Raw genomic sequence first — 26,075 nt, 5'->3', positions numbered from 1 at the left:
CCATGGGAGTCAGCCCCGCCTTGGCGAGCCGCGTCCGGAGTATCGGACGCGGCTTTGCCGTCACCGCCGCCGCCGGAACCGCCGCCGGGCTCGCCGCCGTCGGGTACGGACTGTGGGAGAAGAACCAGTTTGTCCTGCGCGAGGAAAGCCTGCCCATCCTGCCCGCAGGTCAGGAGCCGTTCAGGATCCTGCACCTGAGTGACATCCACTTCGTCCCCGGCCAGGAGACCAAGGCGCAATGGCTTGAGTCCCTGGCATCGCTGGAGCCGGACCTGGTCGTCGACACCGGCGACAACCTGAGCCACGTCAAGGCCGTTGATCCCCTCCTCAAAGCCCTGCGCCCCCTGCTGGAATTCCCCGGCGTTTTTGTTCCCGGGTCCAACGACTACTACGCCCCAAGCCTCAAGAACCCCGCCTCCTACCTCCGGGGACCTTCCAAAACCAGGCCCGAAAACATCGAACTGGACTGGCCGCGGCTGCGGGCAGGGTTCGGCATGGGCGGCTGGGTGGACCTGACCAACCGGCACCAGTCAGTGGTCCTGAAGGGGATGCGTTTTGACTTCTCCGGTGTGGACGATCCCCACCTGAACCGTGAAAGGTATGCGGGCTGGCCGCACGGCACCCGGAACCAGGACGAGAACCCGCACCTGCGGGTGGCCGTCATCCACGCCCCCTACCAGCGCGTGCTGGACCACTTCACGGAGGACGGTGCTGATCTGCTGCTGGCAGGCCACACCCACGGCGGGCAGCTGTGCATTCCGGGCTACGGCGCAGTCGTGGCCAACTGCGATATCCCCACCTGGCGGGCAAAAGGCCTGAACGACTGGCAAAGCAACGGACGTACGACGCCGGTGAACGTCTCAGGCGGCATCGGCACCTCGCGCTTTGCCCCGGTCCGCATCGCGTGCAGACCTGAGGCCGTGCTGCTGACACTGACGTCCCGGGACTAACACCCGCAGTGCCTGCGAACCATTGCGCATCGCAATAACTGGCGAAGCCTTCCTGCCCGCCCGCAAGTGATGTGAATCGTGTCACCCCATGGCATAAGGTAGTAGTTGCTACGGGAAACTACATTCGTTTTACGAGCTTGAGAAGCGGGCATGGCCAAGCAGACTCCATTCTTCACATCAATCAGCCGTCTCTATCCCCACGTCAGGCCGATCATCCCCCGGCTTGTTATGGGACTCCTCTGCGCACTCCTGGCCAGCATCGTGGCACTCACCATCCCCCAGGTGCTCCGGGTGCTGATCAACGACTCGCTCCAGCCCGGCGGTGCGACGGACGCCGTCTGGATTGCCGCCGTCGTGATCCTGGTCCTCGGCATTGCCGAGGCCGGACTCGTCGCACTCCGGCGCCAGTTCGTCATCAACCCGGCAACCACAGTGGAGACCCGGATGCGGGTTTCCCTCTACGGCCACCTGCAGGACCTGACAGTCTCGTTCCACGACCGTTGGGGTTCAGGGCAGCTGCTCTCCCGCGCCATGACGGACCTGAACTTCCTGCGCCGGTGGATGGCCTTCGGCGCCATCATGCTGGTGGTCACCACCCTGACCGTGATCATCGGCATTGCCGTCATGTTCGCCATGAGCTGGCAGCTCGCCCTGATCTTCCTCGCGGCCGCTGTGCCCATCATGGCCTACAGCTTCCGGTTCCGTACCCGCTTCAGCAAGGTGGCGCGGCTCAGCCAGGACCAAGCCGGCGACCTTGCCACCACCGTGGAGGAATCAGTCCACGGCATCCGCGTGCTCAAGGCCTTCGGCCGCAGCCGCGAGGCACTCGAGAACTTCAATGGGCAGGCCGAGGAACTCCGCCAGACCGAGATCTCCAAAGCCCGGCACCAGGCCACGTTCAGCATGGTGGTCACGCTCCTGCCGGAACTGGCGCTTGGCTCGGGGCTGGTGGTGGGCGTGATGCTGGCTGCGAGCGGGCAGCTGAGCATCGGCTCCCTGGTGGCCTTCTTCGCCACCGCTGCAGTGGTAGCGGCCCCCGTGGAGTTCTCCGGCATGCTGCTGGCCATGGCGCTCACCGCCAAGACAGCGATCGACCGGCATTTCGAGGTGATGGATTCGGTGAACACCATCACCAGCCCGCCTGAGCCCCGGAAGCCCACGCAGCTCAGCGGTGCCCTGAGCTTCAACAGCGCCACGTTCGCTTTTGAGGACGCCCCGGACAAGCCAATCCTCAAGGACATCAACCTGGATATCCGGCCCGGCGAAACCATGGCGCTGGTGGGCATCACCGGAAGCGGCAAGAGCGCCCTGATCCAGCTGGTCCCCCGGCTCTATGAAGTGACGGACGGCTCCATCACCGTCGACGGCGTGGACCTGCGCGACTTCGACGTCGAGGAGCTCCGCCGGGTGGTGGGCGTCGCCTTCGAGGACACCACACTGTTCTCCAACTCCGTCCGGGACAACGTGCTGCTGGGCGCGGAGGAACGCACCGAGGAAGCGCTGGAAGAGGCGCTGGACGTCGCCCAGGCACACTTCGCGTATTCCCTGCCCGAAGGCGTGGACACCCTGATCGGCGAGGAAGGACTGAGCCTGTCCGGCGGGCAGCGCCAGCGGATCGCCCTGGCCCGCGCCATTGCGGCCAGGCCGCGGGTCCTGGTGCTGGATGACCCGCTCTCCGCCCTGGATGTCCATACCGAGGAACTGGTGGAGGCCCGGCTCCGCGAAGTCCTGCGGGACACCACCACGTTGATCGTGGCGCACCGCCCGTCAACCGTCGCGCTTGCCGACCGCGTGGCGCTCCTCGAAGAAGGCCGGATCGCCGCCGTCGGAACGCACACCGAGCTGCTGGCCGGGAACCCCCATTACCGCTACGTGATTGCGAGCCTAGGCCAGGAACCCCGGGACCTGGACTCGGAACTGTCAGAGCTTGAGCAAGAGGCAGATTCAGAGGAAGTCAACCGATGAGCACCGCAACTTTCGGCACGGCCAACGAGGACAACGCCCACCTCAGCAAGAGCGACAGCAAAACCGTACGACGGCGGTCGCTCGCCCTGCTGGGCTCCCTGATCCGACCCGTACGGCTCAGGTTCTGGCTCACCATCGCAACCGTGGTCCTCTCGCAGGCTGCCCGGGTCGCCGGGCCGGCGCTGATCGCCTTCGGCATCGACCACGCGCTCCCGGCCCTGCAGGCAGGAGACAACCTGCCGCTGGTCCTCACCGGCGTCGCGTACCTGGCTGCGGCCGTGGCGACGGCGGGACTCACCGCCCTCTACGTCACCTCCACCGCGAGGCTCAGCCAGGCCATGCTCCTGGACCTGCGGGTCAGGGTCTTCCGGCACACCCAGCGCCTGAGCCTGGAGTTCCACGAAAAGTACACCTCAGGCCGGATCATCGCCCGGCAGACCTCGGACCTTGAGGCGCTGCGCGAACTCCTCGATTCGGGTGTCAGCTCACTGGCTTCGGGCATGCTGTTCATGATCTTCACAGCGGTCACTGTGTTTGCCCTGGACTGGCGGAGCGGCCTGATCGTACTGGCTGCCGGCTTGCCGATGTTCTTCCTTGCCCGGTGGTACCAGAAACACTCCCAGATTGCCTTCCGCCAGTCGCGCGTGGTGTCCGCCCGGCTGATCGTGCACTTCGTGGAAACCATGACCGGCATCCGGGCTGTGAAGGCCTTCCGCAAGGAACGCGAGAATGCGGAGCGGTACGGGCAACTGTCCGAGGATTACCGCCTGGTGACCGTGCGCTCCATCAACCTCAACGGCATCTTCCAGCCCGGCCTGGTGCTGATCGGCAACGTCTGCGTGGCGGTGGTGCTCCTGTTCGGCGGCTTCCGGGTCCTCAGCGGCGAGCTGGCCGTCGGTGTCCTGCTGGCACTGATCCTCTCCACCAAGCGCTTCTTCCAGCCCGTAGACCAGATGGCCATGTTCTACAACTCCTTCCAGAGCGCGCAGGCAGCCCTGGAAAAGGTGTCCGGCCTGCTCGAGGAGATCCCCACGGTGCGTCCGCCCAAGAACGCCGTGGCACTCCGGGATGCCAAGGGCACCATCGACTTCACGGGCGTGGAATTCCGCTACGGGGACGGGCCGGTGATCATTCCGAACCTGGACCTGCATATCCCCGCCGGCCAGACCGTCGCGCTGGTGGGCCAGACCGGCGCCGGCAAGTCCACGCTGGCCAAGCTGATCGCCCGGTTCTACGACGTCTCCTCCGGCTCCCTGACCTTGGACGGGGTGGACCTGCGCAATCTCAGCACAACGGATCTGCGCCGGAACATCGTGATGGTTACGCAGGAGGCATTCCTGTTCAGCGGGTCCGTGGCGGACAACATCGCCCTGGGCAGGCCCGACGCCTCCCGCGCGGAGATCGAGGAGGCTGCCCGTGCCGTGGGCGCCCACGAGTTCATCACCGAGCTCCCCGAAGGCTACGACACCGACGTCAACAAGCGCGGCGGCCGCGTATCCTCGGGGCAGCGCCAGCTCATCAGCTTTGCCCGGGCGTTCCTGGCCCGCCCCGCCGTGCTGATCCTGGACGAGGCCACGTCGTCGCTGGACATCCCCTCCGAGCGGCTGGTCCAGGCCGGCCTGGCGCACCTTCTGGAAGCAACATCCGACGCCGGCGGTGCTGCCAGCGGGACACCCACAGCTTCCGCTGGCGGGGGCCGCACGGCGCTCATCATCGCGCACCGCCTCTCCACGGTGGAAACGGCCGACCGTGTGCTGGTGGTGCACGACGGCCGTGTGGTGGAGGATGGCACTCCCGCGGAGCTGATCGGCGGCGGCGGACGGTTCGCTGACCTCCATGGCGCCTGGAAGGACTCCCTGGTCTGAGCAGCGCCGCCGGGTTTCCCCGCCTCTGACCGGGCGGCCCGGCGTGTCCCCGTCCGGGCCGCGGTCAACCGCCCCGAATCTGGGGAATTCCCTGCTGTGGATTTCGCATCCTGACCAGGCATCCGCTATTCTTGTAAAGTTGCTTTTGCAGCGGATCGGGATGTAGCGCAGCTTGGTAGCGCGCTTCGTTCGGGACGAAGAGGTCGCAGGTTCAAATCCTGTCATCCCGACCATACAAAAGAGGGTCTCCCCCAGGGAGGCCCTCTTTTTGCATCCCTGGCAGTGCCTGTATCCGGGCAAAGAAATGGCCCCGGAGCACGGTTTGCGCCTGCTCCGGGGCCCGCCTCCTTTAGAGGACCTATTGCATCGGGTCAGGCCAGTTGCCGACGTAGGGGCTGACGGTAGTGCCGCCGTCCTTCGTCTTGTCCTTGTCCTTGTCCTTGTCCTTGACAGGCTTCAACATAGGATCGGGCCAGTTCCCTACGGCTACGGAGACACCGGTGGTATCAGCAATGGAACCTGCAGACAGGACGGCCGGGGCCGCCGCCGAAAACGCCAGGGCCCCAGCCAATACGGCTGCGGCTGCAATCTTCTTCAACATGTGAGTTCCTCAATACGAGTCGGATTCGTTACAAAGCCAGCACTGTCCTTGTTGACATACATTGTAAAATGTTTTCCACAGGGACTGTCAAGCATTGAGTATAAAGACTGTCCGGAATAAGGAGGCAATCCCGTGGGCAACGGATTCGGGGAGAAGCTCCGGGCGGAGCGTCTCGAACGTGGGCTGACACAGGCTGAACTGGGCAAGGACCTGTATTCCCCCAGCTACATTTCTCTGCTCGAAACCGGCCGGAGGGAACCTACGGCCGAAGTGATCGAGGAGCTCGCGCGCAGGCTGGAGCTGGCGCCCAAGGCGCTGGAAGCCTGGAGCCAGCCTATTTCTGTCAGTGACGCCGAATACGTCCTGGCCGGCCTGTACGCACGCCAGGCCTGGGACCTCAGGGACTACCCGCTCGCGGCCAGCCACGCAGCCACGGCCGCGCAGATAGCCCTCGAGGGCAAGAACACCAGCGCGTGGTGGAACATGACCTACATGCAGGCCGAGTGCCTGATCAAGCAGGGCAACTGGCAGGAGTGCCAGAAGATCATGCAGCACCTGCTGGAACACCCCATGGCCACCGAGTCCGTGGGCCTCGCCGTCCGGGCCCGGCAGATGCTCGCCGGTATCTGCCAGGGACAGGGCCAGCTGAGCACCGCAGTGGACCACGCTCTGGAAGCCGTGAAACTCTGCGCCCAGCTTTCCAAGGGCTCAACCCTGATCATCGGCGCCCACCGCGCCCTGATCGGTGCCCTCGCCGAAAGCGGCCGGCTGGACGAAGCATGGAAGTACTGCCAGGCCATGAACGACCATGTGGACGAACACTCCATGTCGCAGCTCGCAGGCGAAGTGGCCTGGGTGGTGGGCAACGTGGCATTTATGCGGCATGACTACCCGGAGGGCATCAAGTACCACGAGAGGGCTGCCAGGATGCTCTCCCCCGCCAACGACATCGAGCTGTGGGCCCGCTTCAACAAGGCCTCAGCCGCCGTCAGGCTGTCCTCCGGGATTGTGGAACCCGAAACGCTTTCATCCATTGAACGCGCCGAGCTGGCCCTGTCCATCGTGGGCGGCAACAAGACCGACCAGCTGGAAGTTGCCTTCATCCGCGCCCGCTGGCTCTACCTCACGGGCGACATTGTGGCCGCCGTGGAGAAGCTGCGGGAAATCCACGCCGAACGCGGCGCCCTGGCCAAGCACACGGCCGGGGAAGTGTCGCTCCTGCTGGGCAAGTCGCTCAAGGCCGCAGGCGAGTCGGAGGAAGCCCTGGTCTACCTCAAGGAGGCGCAGAAGGCGTTCAGCGCTGCCGGCGCCCAGGACCGCGTCCAGCAGGCACTTGACGCCGTCCTGGAGATCAAGCTGGCCCAGCAGCGGGCCGCGGCGGCCACCAAACCAGCCAGGAACCAGGCCAGCTAAGAGCCTCCTAGACGAACGTTTTTCCGGTGAGCTTCTCGAAAGCCTCCACGTAGCGGCCGCGGGTCCGGTCGATGATGTCCCTGGGCAGCGCAGGCGGAGGCGTGTCCGAGTTCCTGTCCCAGCCGGACTCGGCCGAGGTGAGCCAGTCCCGGACATACTGCTTGTCGTAGGACGGCTGCGCCTGGCCGGGCTGGTAGGTTGCGGCATCCCAGAAGCGGGAGGAGTCCGGGGTGAGCACCTCGTCGCCCAGGGTGATGGCACCGGAAACGGCGTCGTAGCCGAATTCCACCTTGGTGTCGGCCAGGATGATGCCGCGTTCGCGGGCGATCTTTTCGGCGTCGGTGTAGATCTTGAGGGTCAGTTCGCTCAACCGTGCGGCGATGTCATCCCCAACCATGGCCACAACAGCCTCGTAGGGGATGTTCTCGTCGTGCTCGCCGACCTCGGCCTTGGCGGACGGGGTAAAGATCGCCTTGTCCAGCCGCGAACCGTCCACCAGGCCCGGAGGCAGCGGAATCTCACACACGGTGCCTGAGGCCTTGTACTCCAGCAGGCCGGAGCCCGTGAGATAGCCGCGGGCAATGCATTCCACGGGAAACATGTCCAGCTTCTTGCAGATCATCGCACGGCCGTCCACGGCCGCGGGAACCCCGCCCTCCACTGTCGAGGCCAGAACATGGTGCATCACGTCCAGCTGGTCGAACCACCATAGGCTCAGCTGGGTGAGGATGCGTCCCTTGTCGGGGATTTCGCTTGCCAGGACATGGTCGTAGGCGCTGATCCTGTCGCTGGCCACCACCAGGACGCAGTCCTGGCCCACCTGCTCCCGGATGGACTCGTCCTCGGGCTCGTACAGGTCGCGGACCTTGCCCGAGTAAACGTGCGTCCAGCCCGGCAGGTGCAGCGCCTCAGTGTCCAAGCCTGTTTTGGTGGCCGGTTCCAGCGGGGAATTCTCAGTCATGCTATGCCTTCGTTTTCGTCACGGGCAGGGATCCTGTTGCGTTGGACGCGACCTTGATCTCACCGCGGGCAGCCTTGCGTCCGATGTCCGTCCGGAACTGGGAGCCTTCCAGGTGAACCAGCTCCACGCCGTCGTACGCTCTTTCGCGGGCCTCCACGAGGTCGCTGCCGAGGGCCACCACGGCGAGCACGCGGCCGCCGGCGGAGACCACCTTTCCCTCGTCGTCCAACGCGGTTCCGGCGTGGATCACGTGCACGCCCTCCAGCTCATCCACCTTCTTGAGGCCCCGGATGCGGTCACCTGTGCGCGGGGTGTCCGGGTAATTTTCGGACGCAACGACGACGGCGACAGCCGTTTCCTTGGACCAGCGCAGCTCTTCCGCCTGGTCCAGTTCGCCCTTGGCCGCTGCCAGCAGCAGCGCACCGAGGGGGGTCTTAAGCCGGGCCAGCACGGCCTGAGTTTCGGGATCACCGAAGCGGACGTTGAACTCAATGACCCGGGTTCCGCGTGATGTCAGAGCCAGGCCAACGAACAGCACGCCCACGAACGGGGTGCCGCGGTGCGCCATCTCGTTGACGGTGGGCTGGGCCACGCGGTCAATGACCTCCTGGACCAGGCCTTCGGGGGCCCATTCCAGCGGGGTATAAGCGCCCATGCCGCCGGTGTTGGGTCCTTCGTCATCGTCGAAGATGCGCTTGAAATCCTGTGCCGGGGACAGGGCCACGGTGTTGCGGCCGTCGCACAGGACAAAGACGGAGACCTCGGGGCCGTCCAGGAATTCCTCGATCACCACGGTGCCGCCGGCGTCGAAGCACGCCTGGGCGTGTCCCAGGGCTTCCTCGCGGTTGTTGGTGACCACCACGCCCTTGCCTGCAGCCAGGCCGTCGTCCTTCACCACGAAGGGCGCGCCGAAGGTGTCCAGGGCCGAGGCTGCTTCCTCCGCGTTGGCTGCCACCATGGCCATGGCGGTGGGTACGCCCGCTTCGGCCATGATTTCCTTGGCGAACGCCTTGGAGGCTTCCAGCTGGGCTGCGGCCTTGCTGGGCCCGAACACCGGAATGCCGGCCTCGCGGACGGCGTCGGCCACGCCCGCGGCCAGGGGAGCCTCGGGGCCCACCACCACCAGGTCCACAGTCAGCTTGGTGGCCAGGGCCGCCACAGCCTCCGGATCGTTGCCGTTGATGTTGTGCGTGGGGACCAGCTTGCTGATGCCGGCATTGCCCGGGGCTGCATGCACCTCGGACACGTTGGGGTCGGCGAGCAGGGAGCGGACAATGGCGTGTTCGCGGCCTCCGGGGCCGATGACAAGTACCTTCACAGTCACCAAGGGTACTTTGTGCACCCGGCTGGCTCCTAAGCCGTGTCTTCGCCCGCTTGGCCGCGCAGGGGTTGCCCCCAAACCAATCCCCGCCGTCCTCCGCTACGAACCGGTGGCATGAAGAAGCCCATGAACTGGCTCAAGGGTCCCGCCGCCATGGCCTCGCTGGCCGGGGTGGCGGCTGCCGCCGTCGTACTTTCCGTCGCGGAGCTGACCGGAGCGTTCTTTACGGCGCGGGCCGCCCCGGTGCTTGCCCTGGGGTCAACGTTCGTCGACTTCACGCCTCCGTGGATGAAGGATTTTGCCATCGCCACGTTCGGCACCAATGACAAGGCCGCGCTGTTTGTGGGCATGGGCCTGACCATCGTGCTGCTGGCCTGTTTGCTGGGCGTGGTGGCCTACCGCACGTGGGCACTCGGGGTGACAGGTGTGCTGCTTATGGGTGCGGTGATCGTGGCCAGCGTGGTGACGCGGGCCGGTGTCAGGCCGGTGGATGCCATCCCGACCTTGGTGGGCACGCTGGCCGGGCTGGTGGTGCTGCGGTTGCTGATCGGCACGCTCTGGAGGCTGAAGACCTGGCCGGACGCCCCCGCGGACACGGCCGCGAAGGGGAGGGAGCGGCCCGTCACGAGCCGGCGCGGATTCTTCGCCGCCGCCGGCATCACCGCCGCGGCGGCCGGGATCGCCGCCACCGGCGGCCGTCTCCTGAGCGCCGCCCGCAGCACCATTGCCCGGGCCCGTGAGGCTGTGCGGCTGCCCGCCCCGGTGAACGCCGCGCCCTCCGTGCCGGCAGGCGTGCAGTCCCCTGCAGCCGGGGTGACAGCGTGGCTTACGCCGAACCGGGACTTCTACCGCATCGACACCGCACTGAGCGTCCCGGAGATCAACGCCGATGACTGGGAGCTCAGGGTCCACGGGCTCGTGGAGGAGGAGGTCCGCCTCACCTTCCAGGACCTGCTCGACGCCAACCTCGTCGAATCGCACGTGACCCTCACCTGCGTGTCCAACCCCGTGGGCGGAAACCTTGCCGGGAACGCGAAATGGCTGGGGCTCCCCATCCGGGAGGTCCTCAGGCGCGCGCGCCCCAGGGACGGCGCGGACATGGTGCTGTCGACGTCGATCGACGGCTTCAGCGCCTCCACCCCCTTGGAGGTCCTGCAGGATGACCGCGGTGCCATCCTGGCCATCGGCATGAACGGTGAGCCCCTCCCGCTGGAGCACGGCTACCCGGTCCGCATGGTGGTGCCGGGGCTGTACGGCTTTGTCTCTGCCACCAAGTGGGTGGTGGACCTCGAGGTGACGCGCTTCGCGGACAGCAAGGCCTACTGGACACAGCGCGGCTGGTCGGAGCGCGGCCCCATCAAGACCATGGCGCGGGTGGAAGTACCCAGGCCCTTCGCCAAGGTGCCGGCCGGGCGCGTGGCGATTGGCGGCACGGCCTGGGCGCAGACCCGGGGCATCACCAAGGTGGAAGTGCAGATCGACAACGGCGCCTGGGCCGAAGCCACGCTGGCTGCCGAGGCATCGGTGATCACGTGGCGGCAGTGGTCCTTCGACTGGGAGGCCACCCCGGGTCCGCACTACATCAAGGTCCGCGCCACCGACGGAACCGGGGAGGTGCAGACGGACCAGCGCGCTGATCCCGTCCCCGACGGCGCGTCCGGCCGGCAGTCCGTCATGGTCACCGTGGAGTAGCCCGGCATTCCCGTTTCCGGCCCCTAGACTGGCATCATGCCGCACAACCCCCATGCCACCTTCACCGTGGACTCCGCCGTCGAACTGGCCGTTGTTGAACGCAGCGGCTTTGTGGAATCCCGGCACATCGGCGCCGCGGTGGTGCTGGCCGCCGACGGCACCGTGGTCACCGAACTGGGCGACGCCGGCACGCCGATCTACGCACGGTCCGCGCTCAAACCCCTGCAGGCACTGGCGTCAATGCAGTCCGGCGTGCCCCTGCGCGGCGCCCAGGTGGCGCTGGCCTGTGCCAGCCACGTGGGTTCCCTGGACCATATGGACGTGGTGGAGGGAATGCTCAAAGCCGCGGGAGTCAGCGAGGACCAGCTCCAGTGCCCGGCCGCCTGGCCCCAGGACGAGACCGCCCGGGACTGGCTGGTCCGTTCCGAACGCGGCAAATCAAAGCTCGCCTTCAACTGCTCCGGGAAGCACGCCGCATTCCTGTGGGCATGCATGGAAAACGGCTGGGACACCCACAGCTACCTTGAGCCCAACCATCCGCTGCAGCAGCGTGTCCGCAGCGTGATCGAGGAATACGCCGGCGAGCGGATCGCCCATCTGGGGATCGACGGCTGCGGCGCCCCGGTGGCCGCAATCTCACTCACAGGGCTCGCCCGTGCCTTTTCACGGCTGGCCAAGGCGCCGGGGGACAAGAACTCCAATGCCCGCGCAGCCACCATCGCCACGTCCATGCTGGACTACCCGTGGGCTGTCCAGGGCCGCGGCGAGGCCAACACCATTGTGATGGAGGAGCTCGAGATCATCGCCAAGATCGGCGCGGAGGGCGTGCTGGTGATGGCCACTCCACAGGGTGCCTCCGTGGCTGTGAAGATGCTGGACGGCAACCTCCGCGCCACCTCTCTGGTGGGCCTGACGCTGCTCGCGGCGGCCGGAGCCGTGGATATCCCGGGCGTTTCGAGCGTCCTGGAAAAAGTGGTTGAACCCGTGATGGGCGGCGGGCGGCCCGTGGGCAAGATCCGCCTGGGCCCGGCCGTGTCTGCGCTGCTGGACTGACCTTTTCCTGACCCGTTCCCTGTCGTTGGACGTTCCGCACTTATTCTGAAGGAGGCCGGCCGGATGGCCGTAGCGCGCCGTCGTATTGGCATCGAAGAAGGCACGGCTGCACTGTCCGCCTGGCGGGAAGCTGCCCGGCCGCCGTCGGACGTTCCTGTTCCCCGCGCTGTTACCGCAACCGCCGTGAGGTACACGCTGGAGGAGGTCACCGCGCGGGCGCCGGGCAACTCGGTAGAGGTGCGCGTGCCGCCGTTCGGTGTCACCCAATGTGTGGAGGGCCCCCGCCATACGCGCGGCACCCCGCCAAACGTCATAGAGTGCGACGCCGCCACCTGGCTTGCCATGGTGACCGGCCAGTTGAGCTGGGCGGACGCGCTGGCGGCTGGCCGGGTGGAGGCGTCAGGACTGCGCGCGGACCTCTCCGGACTCCTGCCGCTCTAACCCGCCCGCCCTCTCGGAGTTTTTGTGCACTTATGGCGAGTTATTGATGGGCGATCATCTGGACAAAAACTCGGTTAGGGTGTGGCTATGGGGAATGGGAGCCATACCAGGACCACCGGTGTCCTGCTCGCCGCCGGCGCTGGCACGCGCCTGGGCATGGGACCGAAGGCCTTGTTGCCGTACCGCGGCCGGCCGCTGGTGGAAGCCGTCGCGGGCGCACTGCTCGATGGCGGCTGCCGCGAGGTGGTGGTGGTGCTCGGTGCCCGCGCAGCGGATGTCAGCGCTATTGCCGCCCTTGACCGCTTCAGGACCGTGGTGAATCAGGGCTGGCAGTCGGGAATGGGCAGCTCTCTCCTGCTGGGTGCAAGCGCGGCGGATCCGGCCGATCATCTCCTGATCGCGCTGGTGGACCAGCCGGGCCTGAGGGCACGCACGGTGGGCCGGCTGCTGGCCTCCCACCGGCAGGGCCGGATCACCGCCGCTGCCTACAACAACGGAGCCCCGTCAGGAGAGCTCCGCCGCGGGCATCCGCTGCTCATCGACGTCGTACTCCGGGCGGCCGTGGAAGCGACTGTGGCGGGCGACGCCGGTGCACGCCTTTTTCTCCAGGCCAACCCCGAGCTGGTGGACGAGGTGGATTGCAGCGACCTGTCCACCGGCGAGGATATTGACACCCCGGAGCAGCTCCACCTGCTGCGGTAGCCCTGCGGCAGTCAGGCCAGGCGTCGCTGCGGGGAGGCTACCAGCGCGGGTGGATGGCCTCGCTGAAGTAGTGGTCGTAGATCCACCGTACGCCGGCGTCGAACTCGTCATTGAGGACAACGTCAGCGGCTGCGGCATTGGCCTTGGCCTGTTCCACGTTGCGCGCGCCCGGGATCACTGAGGTGACGCCCTCCTGCGCTGCGATCCACGCGATGGCCGCTTGGGCGGTGCCGGTACCTTCAGGAACCAGCTGCTCAAACTCGGCCACCGCCTTCAGCCCCAGCTCGTAGTCCACACCGGAGAACGTCTCCCCAACGTCGAATGAGCCGCCCGTGCGGTTGAAGTTGCGGTGGTCGTTCTCGGCGAAGGAGGTTTCTTTGGTGTATTTGCCGGAGAGCAGGCCCGACGCCAACGGCACCCGGGCGATGATGCCCACGCCTGCTGCCTTTGCCGCGGGAAGGACCTCGTCCAGCGGCTTGAGCCGGAACGCGTTGAGGATGATCTGAACTGACGCGGTGCCGTCGTGGCTGATCGCTTCCAGTGCCTCGTCCGTGCGCTCCACGCTGACGCCGTAGCTGCGGATGGCGCCTTCGGAGACCAGCGTGTCCAGCGCGTCATAAACCTCGGCGTTGCTGTAGACGGCGGTAGGCGGGCAGTGCAGCTGGACGAGGTCCAACGAGTCCGTGCCCAGGTTGTGCCGGGAGCGGTCCACCCACTGACGGAAGTTGGCCAGCGTGTAGTTCTCCGGCCGCTGTTCCAGCCGGCGGCCCATCTTGGTGGCCACGGTGATGTCCAGTCCCGGATTGTCCGCCAGGAACTTGCCGATGGCCTGCTCGCTGCGGCCGTCCCCATAGACATCGGCGGTATCAAAGAGCGTCACGCCGGCTTCAACAGAGGCCGCAAGGATGGCCTGGGCCTGGTCCTGATCCACGTTGCCCCAGTCGGCGCCAAGCTGCCAGGTGCCCAGCCCCACGATGGACACGTTCCGTCCGGTCTTGCCTAATTTGCGCTGTTCCATGCCTCGACTATATGGCCTTGATGCTTCAGGGGGAGGTTGGCACGGCGGCATCCTTCAGGCCAAGGTAGATCCTGTCCCGGGCGATGGGCAGTTCCGCGAACCTTACTCCGGTGGCATCGCGGATGGCATTCGCCAGGGCCGGCGCCACCGGATTGAACGGACTTTCGCTCATCGACTTAGCGCCGAGCGGCCCCAGTTTGTCGCTGGTATCCGCGAAGTACACCTCACTCCGCGGCACGTCCGCAAAGGTGGGGATATGGTACTGCCGCAGGATGTCGGTGGTGACCCGGCCGGCGTCGTCCACCACCACCTCCTCGTACAGCGCGGCACCGAGCGCCTGCGCGATCCCGCCCTCGATCTGGCCGCGGCACTGCCGCGGATTGACCACCACACCGGCGTCCGCGGCCTGGACGCTCTGCAGGATCCGCAGCTCCCCCGTGCCGCGGTTCACGGCCACCCGGAAGCCGTGCACGTTGAACGCGACGGACCGCGGCGTCCCGCCCCAGCGCCCTTCGGCGGCCAGTTCGACGCCGGCTTCCGCAGCGGCGTGCGCCAGTTCCGTGAGCGGCACTGGCGTTCCCTCGCATACGACGGAGTCGCCGTCGAGGACGCAGCCGGATGACTGGATCTGCCGGATCCCGGCGGCGAATGCCCGGATGCGGACGGCCAGCTCCTCGGCTGCCGCAAGGGTCGCCTTGCCGGCCACCACCGTCCCCGAGGATCCGAACGCGCCGGTGTCGTGCTCGATCAGGTCCGTGTCCGACTGCCGCACGGCTACGCGGGAGGCAACCGTGAACAGCGCGGTGGCCGCGAGCTGGGCATGCACGGTGGTGGTTCCGTTGCCGAACTCGGCAGTCCCGACGTCGGCCTGGTACGTACCGTCCGGCAGGAGCCGGAGCTTCGAATGGGCAAAGTGGCCCCGCGGCGGCACTGTGTCGATCATGGACAACGCCGTGCCCTCGCCGACGGCCCAGTCCGGTCCGGGCTGGTTCAGGCCGGCTGCCCGATAACGCTCGCGGCCGCGTTCCAGCGCATCCCGGACCAGCCGGGTGCACTGGTCCAGTCCGTAGCTGCCGTAGAGCACGTCCTCCTCCGGGTCCGGATGGGTGGACAGCATGTGGTCCCCCTCCTGCACCATGTTCTTGCGGCGGAACTCCAGCGGATCCATCCCGATCCCGATGGCGAGCTCGTCCATGGCTGACTCGATGGCAAAAATCATCTGGCTCAGTCCGTAGCCGCGGAACGCACCGGACGGCACCGTGTTGGTGTACACCGCCTGGGCGTCCACCTTCTTGTTGGCGCACTTATAGACGCCCAGCGACTCGCCGCAGCCGTGGAACATCACGCCCGGCGCATGGTTGCCGTAGGCGCCGGTGTTGGTCAGGACGTCCAGCTGCAGCGCTGTCAGCAGGCCCGCCGCGTCAGCGCCGGCCTTGAGCTGAATGGTGAAGGGGTGGCGGGTGGTGGTGGCGGTGAACTGCTCGGTCCGGGTGAGCTCGAGCTGTACCGGACGGCGCAGTTTCAGGGCCGCGAGCGCCACGATGTCCTCCGTGAGCACCTCCTGCTTCCCGCCGAAGCCGCCGCCCACCCGGCCTGCCACCACGTGGATCTGCTGCTCGGGCAGCCCGAAGACCCGGCACAGGGTGCGGCGGACCAGGAACGGGACCTGGCTGGACGTGCGCACCTGCAGCCGCCCGTCGCTGTCCACCGAGGCGATGGAGGCGTGCGTCTCCAGCGCCACGTGCTGGACCCGCTGGGTGCGGTAGGTCTGTTCGTGGATGAAGTCGGCGGCCGCGAAGCCTTGCTCCACGCTGCCCAGTTCCGAATGCAGTTCGGCCACCACGTTCTGCTCCGGCCGGGAGATCCGGGCCGTCGCCCCGTCCTTCTCCCCGTGGAGTGCCGGGGCTCCCGGGCGGACTGCATCCTGCGGGGTGAAGACAGCGGGGAGCTCCTGGTACTCCACCTCCAGCGCCCGGACGCCGGCTTCCGCGGCCTGGACGGTCTCACCCACGACGGCGGCGACCCGCTGCCCGATGAACCTCACCACGTCATCCAGCACACGCGTGTCGTCCGGGTCATCGGTGTAGAGCTCATGTTGCGCGGTCGAAAACAGCTGGGCCGGGGCGTCCTGGTGTGTGAACACCGCCACCACCCCGGGAACCTTCAACGCTGCCTCTGTGTTGATCCGGAGACCCCGGGCGTGCGCGTGCGGCGAGCGGAGGAGTTTCAGGTGCAGCAGTCCCTCCAGCTGGTCCGCCGGGACATCCAGTGTGTAGCGGGCAGCACCGGTGACCACCGCCCGGCTGGCCGGGGCGCGGACATCGTCACCCAGCTGCCCGGACCGTGGCTCCGGCTGGCCTTCCCCGGCGATCCCGGAACCCTGTCCCGCCGGATCCGGGTGCCCCGCGTGACCGCAGACGGCGTCCTCGATGGCCCGGTAGCCGGTGCAGCGGCACAGGTTGCCCTTAAGGCTGCGGGGCAGGTCCTGCTTCTGCTCTTCGCTGAAGGTGGCCGCGGTCATCAGCATGCCGGCAGTGCAAAAGCCGCACTGGAACCCCTGGCGCTCCAGGAACTGGTCCTGCATGGGATGGAGTGCCTCACCTGCTCCCCCGGCCGTCCCGGCCAGGCCCTCGATGGTGGTCACGGCGTGCCCCTCGGCCCTGACGGCAGGGTAGATGCAGCTGTGCACCGCGGTGCCATCCACGTGCACCGTGCAGGCTCCACAATCACCACCGTCGCAGCCCTTCTTGACTCCCAGGTTGCCCTGCTCCCGGAGGAAAGTACGCAGGCACTGCCCGGGCCGCGGCTCAGCCCGTGCCGGAATACCGTTGATCTCGATGGCCACCCTTATCCGCCTTCCTGCGCTGGGGTGGTCTGCGGCGGTGTCTGCTGCGTCGGCTGCGGCGGCCAGAAATCCCCGGAGACCTCCACCGCCGCGGTGCCATCAGGTGCCGTGAGTTCCATCCGGATCTCCTCGGCCAGGCGATACGTCATGTCCCGCCGCCAGGCGGGCAGGCCGTGGATGTCATCGTGGTAAAGGCTGCCGGGGATGGCGTCGTCCAGTGCGGCGGCCAACCCCGGGGCATCCGGCAGCTGACGGAAGCGGAGCTGCACCGGTCGCTTGGTGGCGGCGGTGACGGTCAGAACCAGGGCGCCGCCGCCGTCGAGCCTTCCAATCAGCAGCACCCCGGAGCGCCCAAGGTTGGTCAGCGACAGGCGGCGGAAGGCCACCCGGGAAGAAAGGGCCGACGCCGGGAGGTGGACGCTGCGCAACAGCTCGCCGGGGGCCAGGCAGTTTGTTCCGTCTCCCGTGACGAATCCGGCCACCGGGACTGTCCGGCTGGCGCCGCCCGGGCCCAGGATGGTGGCCACGCCGTCGAGCCCGGCGCAGAGCGAGATGACCGGTCCGGCAGGCAAGGACGTGCACAGGTTGCCGCCCACGGTGGACATGTTCCACACCTTGTAGGACGCCACAAAGGAATCGCAGCAGGGCCGGACCAGGTCCAGGGCGGGCCACTTCGTGTGGGACGTTCCCGGCGGGTCAGGGAGTGCGTAGAGGTCCGCTACCGTGCAGGTTGCCGCAAGCTCCATCCCGGCGTCGGTCTCAGTAATCGGCGGCCAGCCCGCCGAGCCCAGGTCCAGCAGGCGCTTCAGCGGCTCGGCCCCAAAGGCGTAGCTGCCGTAGGAGAACAGGACCGTGCCGCCGGCCAGCCAGGCATCGCCGTCGCGCCACTCGGCCGGGTCCGTGGTGGAGACCACGGCCTCGATGGTGTTCATGTCCATGCGATCTCCTGGTGGCTGGCATGCGCGGGGGCCGGCTCTGCTGCGGGGTGTTCGTGCACTGGCTGTTGATGCACTGGCTGTTGATGGATGGGGCCGGAGGCGTCCCGGAGCGGCCCGAGGGAGGCAAGGGCGTTTCGTGCCGCTATGACCTCCGCGGTGATGGATATGGCCACCTCGGCCGGTGTCACCGCACCGATGTCCAGTCCGATCGGCGAATGCAGCTGCGCGATCCGTTCGGGCCGCACGCCGGCGTCCAGGAGGTCATCCACACGCTGTAGGTGGCTGTGGCGGGACCCCATGGCGCCCACGTAGGCAACATCCAGGGCCAGGGCAGTTTCCAGCAGGGGGATATCGAACTTGGGATCGTGGGTGAGGACGCAGAGGACGGTGCGCTGATCGAGGCGCCCGGCTTCGGCCTCGGCCGCGAGGTACCTGTGGGGCCCAGTCGGTGACCACCTCGTCGGCGGTGCTGAAACGGGACTGGGAGGCGAAGGCCGGACGGGCGTCCACCAGTGTCACGGAATACCCCAGCAGTTTGGCGGCCGGCAGCAGGGCCCCGCTGAAGTCGTTCGCGCCGAACACCAGCATGCGCGGTGGCGCCAACCGGCTCTCCACGAACAGGGTGACGGGCCCGTCGGCGCGTCCTGGGCGGTGTCCCCAGGCTTCCATGGACGCAGGAGTGTGGCAGCCGCCGGCTGGGGCCAGACGCACCAGCCCGGTCCGGCCACCCCGCACCAGCGGCTCCAGTTGTGCGGCTGCTGCCAGCAGCACCGGCGTCCCGCTTGCGGACAGATCCCGCCCGAGGAGCCGCGAAATCTCAGCGGATCCGGCCACCGAGAATGTAGCCGGATCCGTGACTACCGTCAGGCCGCGGCCATGTGCGTCCACCCGTCTGATCACGGCTACCGGGCCTGCCGCCGCCGAGGAGGCGAGCAGCCTGAGCCCCAGCAGGGACTGGTCTCCGCCGGTCTCCGCCGGGCCGAACGGTTCGATGTGGATGTCCAGCTCTCCCCCGCAGGTGAGCCCGGCGGCGAAGGCATCGGCGGCACTGTATCCGAACGTTTCACAGCGGGTGCCGCCGTCGTCCATTGACTCCAAAGCCAGCCCCACCACGGCCCCCTCCACACAGCCGCCGGACAGGCTGCCCAGGACGGCACCGGACTCGGCGACCAGCATGGAGGTTCCCACGGGCCGTGGCACCGAGCCACTCGCCGCCACGATGGTGGCCACGGCGAAGCGTCGGCCGGCCAGGGCAGGCTCCCAGCCGCCCAGGGAAGGCATCAGGTCCAGCATGGCGGCACTCCTTCTTCCGGCGCTCTGGTGGTTTCCATATTGTCGTTCTAATCGGCGGCCGGACCAAGCATCGGCCCGGCCGGTGGTGTGGAATGGGCTGAAAGCTAGGCGCCGAGCAGCACGTTGATGGGCCCGCGGGCGAAGTAGACCAGGAACCCGGCGCTCACCACCCACATCAGCGGGTGGATCTTTTTCGCTTTGCCGGACGCCGCGCCGATGATGGCCCAGGAGACAAAGCCCACGCCGATGCCGTTGGCGATGGAGTAGCTCAGGGGCATGGTGACGATGGTGAGGAAAGCGGGCAGGGCTACGGAGAATCTACTGAACTTGATCTCGCGGATCTGCGCCATCATCATCGCGCCCACCACCACCAGGGCTGCCGCCGCCACTTCCAGCGGAACCACGCTGGTAAGCGGCGTCAGGAACATGGATCCCAGGAACAGGACACCCGTGACAACCGAGGCCAGGCCTGTGCGTGCGCCTTCCCCGATCCCGGCAGCGGAATCGATGTAGACCGTGTTGGACGATCCCGAGGCGGCGCCGCCGGCCACTGCCCCGACGCCTTCCACGATGAAGGCCGACTTCAGCCGGGGGAAGGTGCCATCCTTGTGAGCCAACCCGGCACTCTTGGCCAGTCCGGTCATGGTGCCCATGGCGTCGAAGAAGTTGGTGAAGACCAGGGTGAAAACCAGCATGGTGGCCGCCAGCCCACCGATACGGCCGAAGGCGCCGAACATGTCGAACTGGCCTACCAGTCCAAAGTCCGGGGCGGAGACCAGCTGACCGGACAGGACGGGTGTGTTCAGGTGCCAGCCGCCGGGGTTGGTGGCGCTGGCCGGGCCGATCTTCATCACGGCTTCCACCACGGCAGCCAGCACGGTGGTGGCCACGATGCCGATCAGGAGCCCGCCCTGGACCTTCCGCGCCACGAGGATGCCCATGGCCAGCAGTCCCACCACAAATACCAGGGTGGGGACGGAGGTGATGGAGCCGTCGTTGCCCAGCTGGACGGGCGGACCGCCCGCCGTCGGCCGGATGAACCCGGAGTCCACAAACCCGATGAAGGCGATGAACAGGCCGATCCCTACCGTGATGGCTGCCTTGAGCTCCTTGGGGACGGCCCGGAAGATGGCGGTGCGTGCACCGGTGACGCCAAAGAGCACAATGAGCAGCCCGTTGATGACCACCAGGCCCATGGCCTCAGCCCACGTGACTTCCTGGACCACGGAGACAGCCAGGAACGAGTTGATTCCCAACCCTGCGGCCAGGCCGAAGGGGAGGTTGGCCACCAGCCCGAACAGGATGGTCATGACGCCGGCCGTCAGTCCCGTGACCGCGCCCACCTGGGCAGCGGACAACCAGCCGCCCGCCACATCGGTGGGCGCATTGTCCGCGGTGAAGCCGCCAAGGATCAGCGGGTTGAGGATCACGATGTACGCCATGGTGAAGAAGGTGACCAGCCCGCCGCGGAACTCACGGGCCACGGTTGAGCCGCGTTCGGTGATCTGGAAGAAACGGTCCAGGAACGGGTTCGACGCCGGCGGCTTGGGTTTGCCGCCGGCCCGTTGTGTTGCGTTGCTGGCGGGTGTTGCCCTGCGGGCGGCGTTCGGAGCTGCGTGCTCCTCGGGGGAATTATCCAGGATGGTCATCTCAGGCACCGGCCCTAGTAGTCGATCCTGGATTCGAGCGTGTTCCAGGTGTTGAACGGTTCCAGCGGCATGGGGGACTGTGGGTCGCCCAGCTCCAGCCTGCCCACCGGCATCAGGGCGTCCCGGTCCTGGTTCTCGAAATACCCGTAAAAGACGGCGTCGTCGAATCCAACGGAAGCGGCATCGTGCCGGTCCGCGGCGAAAACGACCCGCTGGACGCGGGCCCACAGCGCCGAGGACAGGCACATGGGGCATGGTTCACAGCTGGTGTAGAGGACGGCCCCGCTCAGGTCGAACATGCCCAGCTCCCGGCACGCCGTGCGGATGGCTGTGACCTCGGCGTGCGCGGTGGGATCGTTGTCGGCAGTGACGCGGTTGACGCCGTCGAACGTCCGACCGTCCGCTGTGACGATCATGGCGCCGAAGGGGCCGCCGCTGTTGAGGACGTTGGCCGTTGCCAGCCGGATGGATCTGGCCAAATACTGTTCGGCCGTGACGGTAGTACTCATGATGCGACTCCCTTTGCTTGGAAGCCGGTATCCCGTTGCGGGACCAGTGGAACCAGTGCGACGGCTACCCGGCTTCAGCATGTGCTGTGAAGGTTAAGTTGCGCCTGGTAGATAGCTTCCCGAAGTCCGGGTGCCCGCCTTTGGCAAGATCGAGATTAGCACCGGAATGTGAACCACACCATAGTTTTCTGGAAACTAGTTTTCGCAATGTGAAATCCTTGTTGCCGGATGCTCACAGCATGAGCGGCGTCGAGGAGACCTGCGCCGTCGTATGAATCCGCGATCAACAAGGGCTCCAGTGAGCCTAGTCAGGGCGTTGGCCCGGGCGTAGGCTGACAGCATCGGCGTCGGAGCCGGAGCCCCTGCGTCGAACCCCAACCGATGAAGGAGGACTGATGAGCGTCGTACGTGAATTCATGACCACCAACGCCCAGTGCGTCAAGGAAGACCAGACGCTGCAGGAAGCTGCAGTTATGATGCGTGACCTCGACTGTGGATCGCTGCCGATCTGTGGCAGCGAAGGCAAACTCAAGGGATTCATCACGGACCGCGACATCGTACTCAAGTGCGTTGCCGAGGCCAGGGACCCCAGGGAGGTCAGGGCCCGCGATCTGGCCCAAGGCACTCCGCACTGGATCGATGCCGACGCCAACATTGACGAGGCCATCGCGATGATGGAGAAGTACCAGGTCAGGCGCCTGCCTGTCATCGCGGACCACAATCTGGTGGGCATCATCAGCCAGGGCGACATCGCACGCAACTACTCGGAAGAGCGCGTCGGTGAACTGGTGGAGCACATTTCGGCCAAGAAGCCCATGCAGAACATGGCGTAGCAGCTACTGCAACCGAAACCCAAGCGCCGCGGAATGTCCGCGGCGCTTGTCGTTTGGAGGCCAGCACCCCGCGCTCAGACAAGGTATTCCATGACCCCCGCATTTCCCCACGCCTCCGCAACCACGCTCTGGATCAGAGATCCCCTGGCCGCATTCACCGCCAACAACCTGGACGCTTCAGGCGGCCTGGTGATCCATGACGGCATCATCCTTGAAGTGCTCGCGGCCGGCCAGCGGCCCTCCGCACGGTGCACGGCGATCTTCGACGCCGGCAACCACGTCCTGCTCCCGGGCCTCATCAACACCCATCATCACTTCTACCAGACCCTCACGCGGGCCTGGGGCCCCGGTTGTCAACGCCCCGCTGTTTCCTTGGCTCCAGAACCTTTACCCGTTGTGGGCCCGCCTGACGCCGCGGGACCTTGAGCTGGCCACCACCGTAGCCCTCGCGGAGCTCCTGCTCTCCGGCTGCACCACCGCCGCGGACCACCACTACCTGTTTCCCGACGGCCTGGAGAACGCCATCGATATCGAGATGGACGTGGTCCGCCGGATGGGGATGCGGGCCACGCTCGCCAGGGGTTCCATGACCCTTGGAACGGACGACGGCGGCCTGCCGCCGCAGTCGGCGGTGCAGCCGCCGGAGGTGGTTCTCGCGGACAGTGAAAGGTTGGTTGCTGAGTACCACGAGCGCGGCGACGGTGCCGTGATCCAGATTGCGCTGGCTCCGTGCTCGCCGTTTTCCGTGACCAAGGAAATCATGGCCGAAAGCGCCCTGATGGCGGATCGGCTGGACATCCGGCTGCACACCCATCTCGCCGAAAGCCTGGACGAGGAGGAGTTCTGCCGTGAAATGTTCGGGTTGCGCACCGTTGATTACCTGGACAGTGTGGGCTGGCTGACGGACCGCACCTGGCTGGGCCACGGCATCCACTTCAACGACGCCGAGATCCGGCGGCTGGGGGCCGCGGGCACCGGCGTCGCCCATTGCCCCACCTCGAACATGCGGCTGGCATCCGGAACCGCACGCGTCCTGGAGTTGGAGGATGCGGGAGTCCCCGTGGGGCTGGGAGTGGACGGCTCGGCGTCGAACGATGCGTCCAATATGATCCTGGAAGCGCGCCAGGCGCTTTACCTGCAGAGACTGCGCTACGGGGCTTACGTCCCCGTGGAGCGGTCGCTGGGCTGGGCAACACGGGGCTCGGCCGCGGTGCTTGGCCGCCCGGATCTGGGCCAGCTGGCGCCGGGGATGCAGGCGGACCTGGCCCTGTTCCGGCTGGACGACCTGCGCTTCTCCGGCAGCCACGACCCTGTTGCCGCCCTGCTCCTGTGCGCGGCGGACCGGGCGGACCGGGTGATGGTGGGCGGCGAATGGCGCGTGGTGGACGGGCAGATTCCGGGCCTGGACATTGCCGGGCTCATCGCGGAGCACTCCGCCGCGGCCCGCCGGCTGGTGAAGGGGTAACGCGGCACATTTACCGCACTGTGCCACCGCTTTCGATTGCCGCGCAGATAGTCTGGCTGCGACCTCCGATCGTTGCTAGCGTGGCGGAATGAACCCGTCGAAGACCCCGGCCGAGATCCTCAACATTGCCGGCACCGAGGTTCGCATCTCCAGTCCGGACAAGGTGGTGTTCCCCGAGCCCGGGCTGACCAAGCTCGACCTGGTGCGCTACTACCTCGCCGTCGCGGATGGTGCGCTGCGCGGCGCCGGCGGCCGGCCAATGGTGCTCAAGCGCTTCCCGAAGGGCATCGACGGTGAGCCGTTCTTCCAGAAGCGCGTGCCGGAAAACCACCCCGACTTCATCGACACGACCACGCTGCACTACGCGTCGGGGACGTCGGCCGAGGAGGCGGTCATCCGGGATGCCGCGGGCCTGGCGTGGGTCGTGAATCTTGGCTGCCTCGACCTCAACCCGCATCCCGTGCGCGCCGAGGACCTGGAGCACCCCGATGAGCTACGCGTCGACCTCGATCCGATGCCTGGAGTCGACTGGTCGCAGATCGTCGACGTCGCGTATGTCGCGCAGGAAGTGCTTGACGACGTCGGCCTCGTGGGATGGCCGAAGACGAGCGGGTCACGCGGACTCCACATCCTGGTGCGCATCGCGCCGGAGTGGTCGTACCGCGACGTACGGCTCGCCGCCGAGACCCTCGCCCGCGAGGTCGAGAACCGCGCTCCGGGCCTGGCCACAGCGCGGTGGTGGAAGGAGGAGCGCGGCGAAAGTGTGTTCGTCGACTTCAACCAGAACGCCAAGGACCGCACGGTGGCATCGGCGTACTCTATCCGGTCCCTGCCCGACGCCCGGGTGTCGACGCCACTCACATGGGACGAGGTCCGCTCCATCCGGCCGGAACAATTCACGGTACGCACGGTGCTCGAGCGCTTCGCCGACGTGGGCGACCCTCACGCCGGCATCGATGATGCGGCCGGCACACTCGACGGGCTGCTCGCGCTGGCGGCCGAGCTCGGACCCGCCGAGAAGCCGCCGCGCGGCGGCGACGGCTCCGGCCGCCGGCAGTCGGTGATGCCGCTCATCGAGGTGGCCCGCACCAAGACCAAACCCGAGGCGCTCGCGGCGCTCGACGAGTGGAAGTCCCGGCATGCCGACGCCGTCGCGGCCCTGCACCCCGCCGACGTGCTCGTCGACGGGATGCGCGGATCGAGCTCGCTCTGGTACCGGGTGCGGGTGAACCTGCAGCACGTCCCCGAAGCGGAGCGTCCGCCGCAGGAGGAACTCATCGCCGATTACGACCCATGGGCCGGCAAGGAGTGGCCGGGGCGCACAGTGTCCTGACGCCGGCGCTGCGATCCCGCCTGAGATCCTGTACACCACCGAATCGCTGGGCTACTCTGGAACCCAACTCGTGGCGCACGTCACGTAACCTGGGAGCAGCAGGCAGGGTCGTAATGAGCTGACATCACGTGATGTCGGCTCATTTTTTGTTGGGCCGACGGCACAAGAAATGCGCGGGAAACGCGCGCTTAATTTCTATGTGGAACGTTGGTCCCACATACCTGAAGTTGGGAATCTGACCATGAGTAGCAACATCATCCTCGGCCACAACCAGTACGGAAAGGCCGAAGTCCGGGTCGTCAAGATCACCCGCGACACGGACCGCCACGAGATCGAGGACCTGAACATCACCTCGCAGCTGCGGGGCGACTTCGAGGCCGCCCACCTTGAGGGCGACAACGCCCACGTGGTGGCCACGGACACCCAGAAGAACACCATCTACGCCTTTGCCCGTGAAGGCGTCGGCTCCCCCGAGGCCTTCCTGCTCCGGCTAGGCGAGCACTTCACGTCCAGCTTCGACTGGGTCACCGGCGGCCGCTGGGAAGCGGAGTCCTACAGCTGGGACCGGATCCGGGCCCACGGCAGGGAACACGACCACTCCTTCGTGCGGAACGGCCAGGAAGTCCGCACCGCCGTCCTGGTCCGCGACGGCTCCGCCACCCACCTGATCTCCGGACTCAAGGACCTTACCGTCCTGAAGTCCACGCAGTCCGGCTTTGTGGGCTACCCCAAGGACAAATACACCACGCTCCCGGAAACCACGGACCGCATCCTGGCCACTGATGTTTCGGCCCGCTGGCGCTACAGGACCGGTCAGGATTTCCGGACGCTGGACTTCAACAAGAACTACGACGACGTCAAGGCCCTTCTGCTGGAAGGCTTCACGGAGAAGTACTCCCACGCCCTGCAGCAGACCCTCTTCGACATGGGCACCAAAGTCCTTGAAGCCCATAGCGAGATCGACGAGATCAGGTTCTCCATGCCCAACAAGCACCACTTCCTGGTGGACCTCTCGCCGTTCGGCCTGGACAACCCGGGCGAGGTCTTTTTCGCGGCAGACCGGCCGTACGGACTGATCGAGGCCACGGTCCAGCGCCACGATGCGGCACCGGCGGACAGCGCCTGGGCAGGCATCGCAGGCTTCTGCTAGGGCCTCCCCGCACCACCGGTCGCCATCCCTGCCCCGCCCCAGCGCGAACTGGCAGCAAATGCCCTCAGATGTGGACTT

19 protein-coding genes, 1 tRNA gene and 2 pseudogenes are annotated in these 26,075 nt (G+C 66.9%); 13 read left to right on the top strand and 9 right to left on the bottom strand.

Features of this window, described 5'->3' with window-relative positions; all coding sequences use genetic code 11:
- Positions 1-2: 2 nt before the first annotated feature.
- From QFZ30_RS02210 to QFZ30_RS02195, 4 genes are all read left to right on the top strand, one after another.
- Positions 3-950 (top strand): metallophosphoesterase, encoded by a 948-nt coding sequence (locus tag QFZ30_RS02210; RefSeq protein WP_307073066.1) that lies wholly within the window; start codon positions 3-5, stop codon positions 948-950.
- A gap of 150 nt (positions 951-1,100) precedes the next feature.
- Positions 1,101-2,915, top strand: coding sequence for an ABC transporter ATP-binding protein (locus tag QFZ30_RS02205; protein ID WP_307073064.1), 1,815 nt, complete (start codon positions 1,101-1,103; stop codon positions 2,913-2,915).
- Entirely contained in the window at positions 2,912-4,780 is a 1,869-nt protein-coding gene (locus QFZ30_RS02200; RefSeq protein WP_307073062.1) for an ABC transporter ATP-binding protein, read from the top strand. Before QFZ30_RS02205 ends, QFZ30_RS02200 begins: the two co-directional genes overlap by 4 nt.
- Positions 4,781-4,936: 156 nt before the next feature.
- Positions 4,937-5,013 (top strand) — tRNA-Pro (locus QFZ30_RS02195).
- Positions 5,014-5,138: 125 nt separating this feature from the next.
- On the opposite strand, the gene QFZ30_RS02190 is transcribed toward QFZ30_RS02195, so the two are convergent.
- Positions 5,139-5,381 carry a hypothetical protein gene (locus QFZ30_RS02190; RefSeq protein WP_307073061.1) on the bottom strand — a complete coding sequence of 81 codons (243 nt, stop codon included), beginning with the start codon at positions 5,379-5,381 and terminating at the stop codon, positions 5,139-5,141.
- 132 nt (positions 5,382-5,513) lie between these two features.
- Here QFZ30_RS02190 and QFZ30_RS02185 point away from each other — a divergent pair, with 132 nt between their 5' ends.
- Positions 5,514-6,794: a helix-turn-helix domain-containing protein gene (locus tag QFZ30_RS02185; protein ID WP_307073059.1), complete on the top strand. Its 1,281-nt coding sequence runs from the start codon at positions 5,514-5,516 to the stop codon at positions 6,792-6,794.
- 7 nt (positions 6,795-6,801) lie between these two features.
- Here QFZ30_RS02185 and QFZ30_RS02180 read toward each other — a convergent pair whose 3' ends face one another.
- Together QFZ30_RS02180 and purD are read right to left on the bottom strand one after the other, a co-directional pair.
- On the bottom strand, positions 6,802-7,755 hold the full coding sequence (locus QFZ30_RS02180; RefSeq protein WP_307073057.1) for a phosphoribosylaminoimidazolesuccinocarboxamide synthase: 954 nt from the start codon (positions 7,753-7,755) through the stop codon (positions 6,802-6,804).
- A gap of 1 nt (position 7,756) precedes the next feature.
- Positions 7,757-9,073, bottom strand: coding sequence for a phosphoribosylamine--glycine ligase (gene purD, locus QFZ30_RS02175; RefSeq protein WP_307079986.1), 1,317 nt, complete (start codon positions 9,071-9,073; stop codon positions 7,757-7,759).
- 117 nt (positions 9,074-9,190) lie between these two features.
- Between purD and QFZ30_RS02170 the strand changes: the two genes are divergently transcribed.
- From QFZ30_RS02170 to nboR, 4 genes are all read left to right on the top strand, one after another.
- Positions 9,191-10,768 carry a molybdopterin-dependent oxidoreductase gene (locus QFZ30_RS02170; protein WP_307073055.1) on the top strand — a complete coding sequence of 526 codons (1,578 nt, stop codon included), beginning with the start codon at positions 9,191-9,193 and terminating at the stop codon, positions 10,766-10,768.
- 36 nt (positions 10,769-10,804) lie between these two features.
- Positions 10,805-11,821, top strand: coding sequence for an asparaginase (locus tag QFZ30_RS02165; RefSeq protein WP_307073052.1), 1,017 nt, complete (start codon positions 10,805-10,807; stop codon positions 11,819-11,821).
- A 63-nt stretch (positions 11,822-11,884) separates the two neighbouring features.
- Positions 11,885-12,262 carry a sterol carrier family protein gene (locus QFZ30_RS02160; RefSeq protein WP_307073050.1) on the top strand — a complete coding sequence of 126 codons (378 nt, stop codon included), beginning with the start codon at positions 11,885-11,887 and terminating at the stop codon, positions 12,260-12,262.
- A gap of 87 nt (positions 12,263-12,349) precedes the next feature.
- Positions 12,350-12,964, top strand: a complete 615-nt coding sequence (nboR, locus tag QFZ30_RS02155; protein WP_307073048.1) for a nicotine blue oxidoreductase — start codon at positions 12,350-12,352, stop codon at positions 12,962-12,964.
- A gap of 37 nt (positions 12,965-13,001) precedes the next feature.
- On the opposite strand, the gene QFZ30_RS02150 is transcribed toward nboR, so the two are convergent.
- From QFZ30_RS02150 to QFZ30_RS02125, 6 genes and pseudogenes are all read right to left on the bottom strand, one after another.
- Positions 13,002-13,982: an aldo/keto reductase gene (locus QFZ30_RS02150; RefSeq protein ID WP_307073046.1), complete on the bottom strand. Its 981-nt coding sequence runs from the start codon at positions 13,980-13,982 to the stop codon at positions 13,002-13,004.
- A 25-nt stretch (positions 13,983-14,007) separates the two neighbouring features.
- Positions 14,008-16,827: a molybdopterin-dependent oxidoreductase gene (locus QFZ30_RS02145; protein ID WP_307073044.1), complete on the bottom strand. Its 2,820-nt coding sequence runs from the start codon at positions 16,825-16,827 to the stop codon at positions 14,008-14,010.
- A gap of 2 nt (positions 16,828-16,829) precedes the next feature.
- Positions 16,830-17,765, bottom strand: coding sequence for an FAD binding domain-containing protein (locus QFZ30_RS02140; RefSeq protein WP_307073042.1), 936 nt, complete (start codon positions 17,763-17,765; stop codon positions 16,830-16,832).
- A pseudogene (locus tag QFZ30_RS02135) lies at positions 17,756-19,058 on the bottom strand (XdhC family protein). Before QFZ30_RS02135 ends, QFZ30_RS02140 begins: the two are co-directional and overlap by 10 nt.
- 104 nt (positions 19,059-19,162) lie before the next feature.
- Positions 19,163-20,707, bottom strand: a complete 1,545-nt coding sequence (locus tag QFZ30_RS02130; RefSeq protein WP_307079984.1) for an NCS2 family permease — start codon at positions 20,705-20,707, stop codon at positions 19,163-19,165.
- Between the two features lie 14 nt (positions 20,708-20,721).
- Complete coding sequence (locus tag QFZ30_RS02125) at positions 20,722-21,216, bottom strand: nucleoside deaminase (RefSeq protein ID WP_307073040.1); 495 nt, start codon at positions 21,214-21,216, stop codon at positions 20,722-20,724.
- 395 nt (positions 21,217-21,611) lie between these two features.
- On the opposite strand from QFZ30_RS02125, the gene QFZ30_RS02120 reads away from it, so the two are divergent.
- From QFZ30_RS02120 to pucL, 4 genes and pseudogenes are all read left to right on the top strand, one after another.
- A complete protein-coding gene (locus QFZ30_RS02120) occupies positions 21,612-22,049 on the top strand; it encodes a CBS domain-containing protein (protein ID WP_307073038.1) in 438 nt (145 codons plus the stop codon).
- 90 nt (positions 22,050-22,139) lie between these two features.
- Positions 22,140-23,514: pseudogene (locus tag QFZ30_RS02115) on the top strand (8-oxoguanine deaminase).
- Positions 23,515-23,602: 88 nt separating this feature from the next.
- Positions 23,603-24,847 carry a non-homologous end-joining DNA ligase gene (gene ligD, locus QFZ30_RS02110; RefSeq protein WP_307073036.1) on the top strand — a complete coding sequence of 415 codons (1,245 nt, stop codon included), beginning with the start codon at positions 23,603-23,605 and terminating at the stop codon, positions 24,845-24,847.
- Between the two features lie 241 nt (positions 24,848-25,088).
- The gene (gene pucL / locus QFZ30_RS02105; RefSeq protein WP_307073033.1) at positions 25,089-25,997 is read left to right on the top strand and encodes a factor-independent urate hydroxylase; all 909 of its coding nucleotides are present in this window, start codon (positions 25,089-25,091) and stop codon (positions 25,995-25,997) included.
- Positions 25,998-26,075: the final 78 nt, after the last annotated feature.

This window comes from Arthrobacter pascens (assembly GCF_030815585.1).
Lineage (GTDB): Bacteria > Actinomycetota > Actinomycetes > Actinomycetales > Micrococcaceae > Arthrobacter > Arthrobacter pascens_A.
This window is presented reverse-complemented; position numbering and strand designations above follow the sequence as displayed.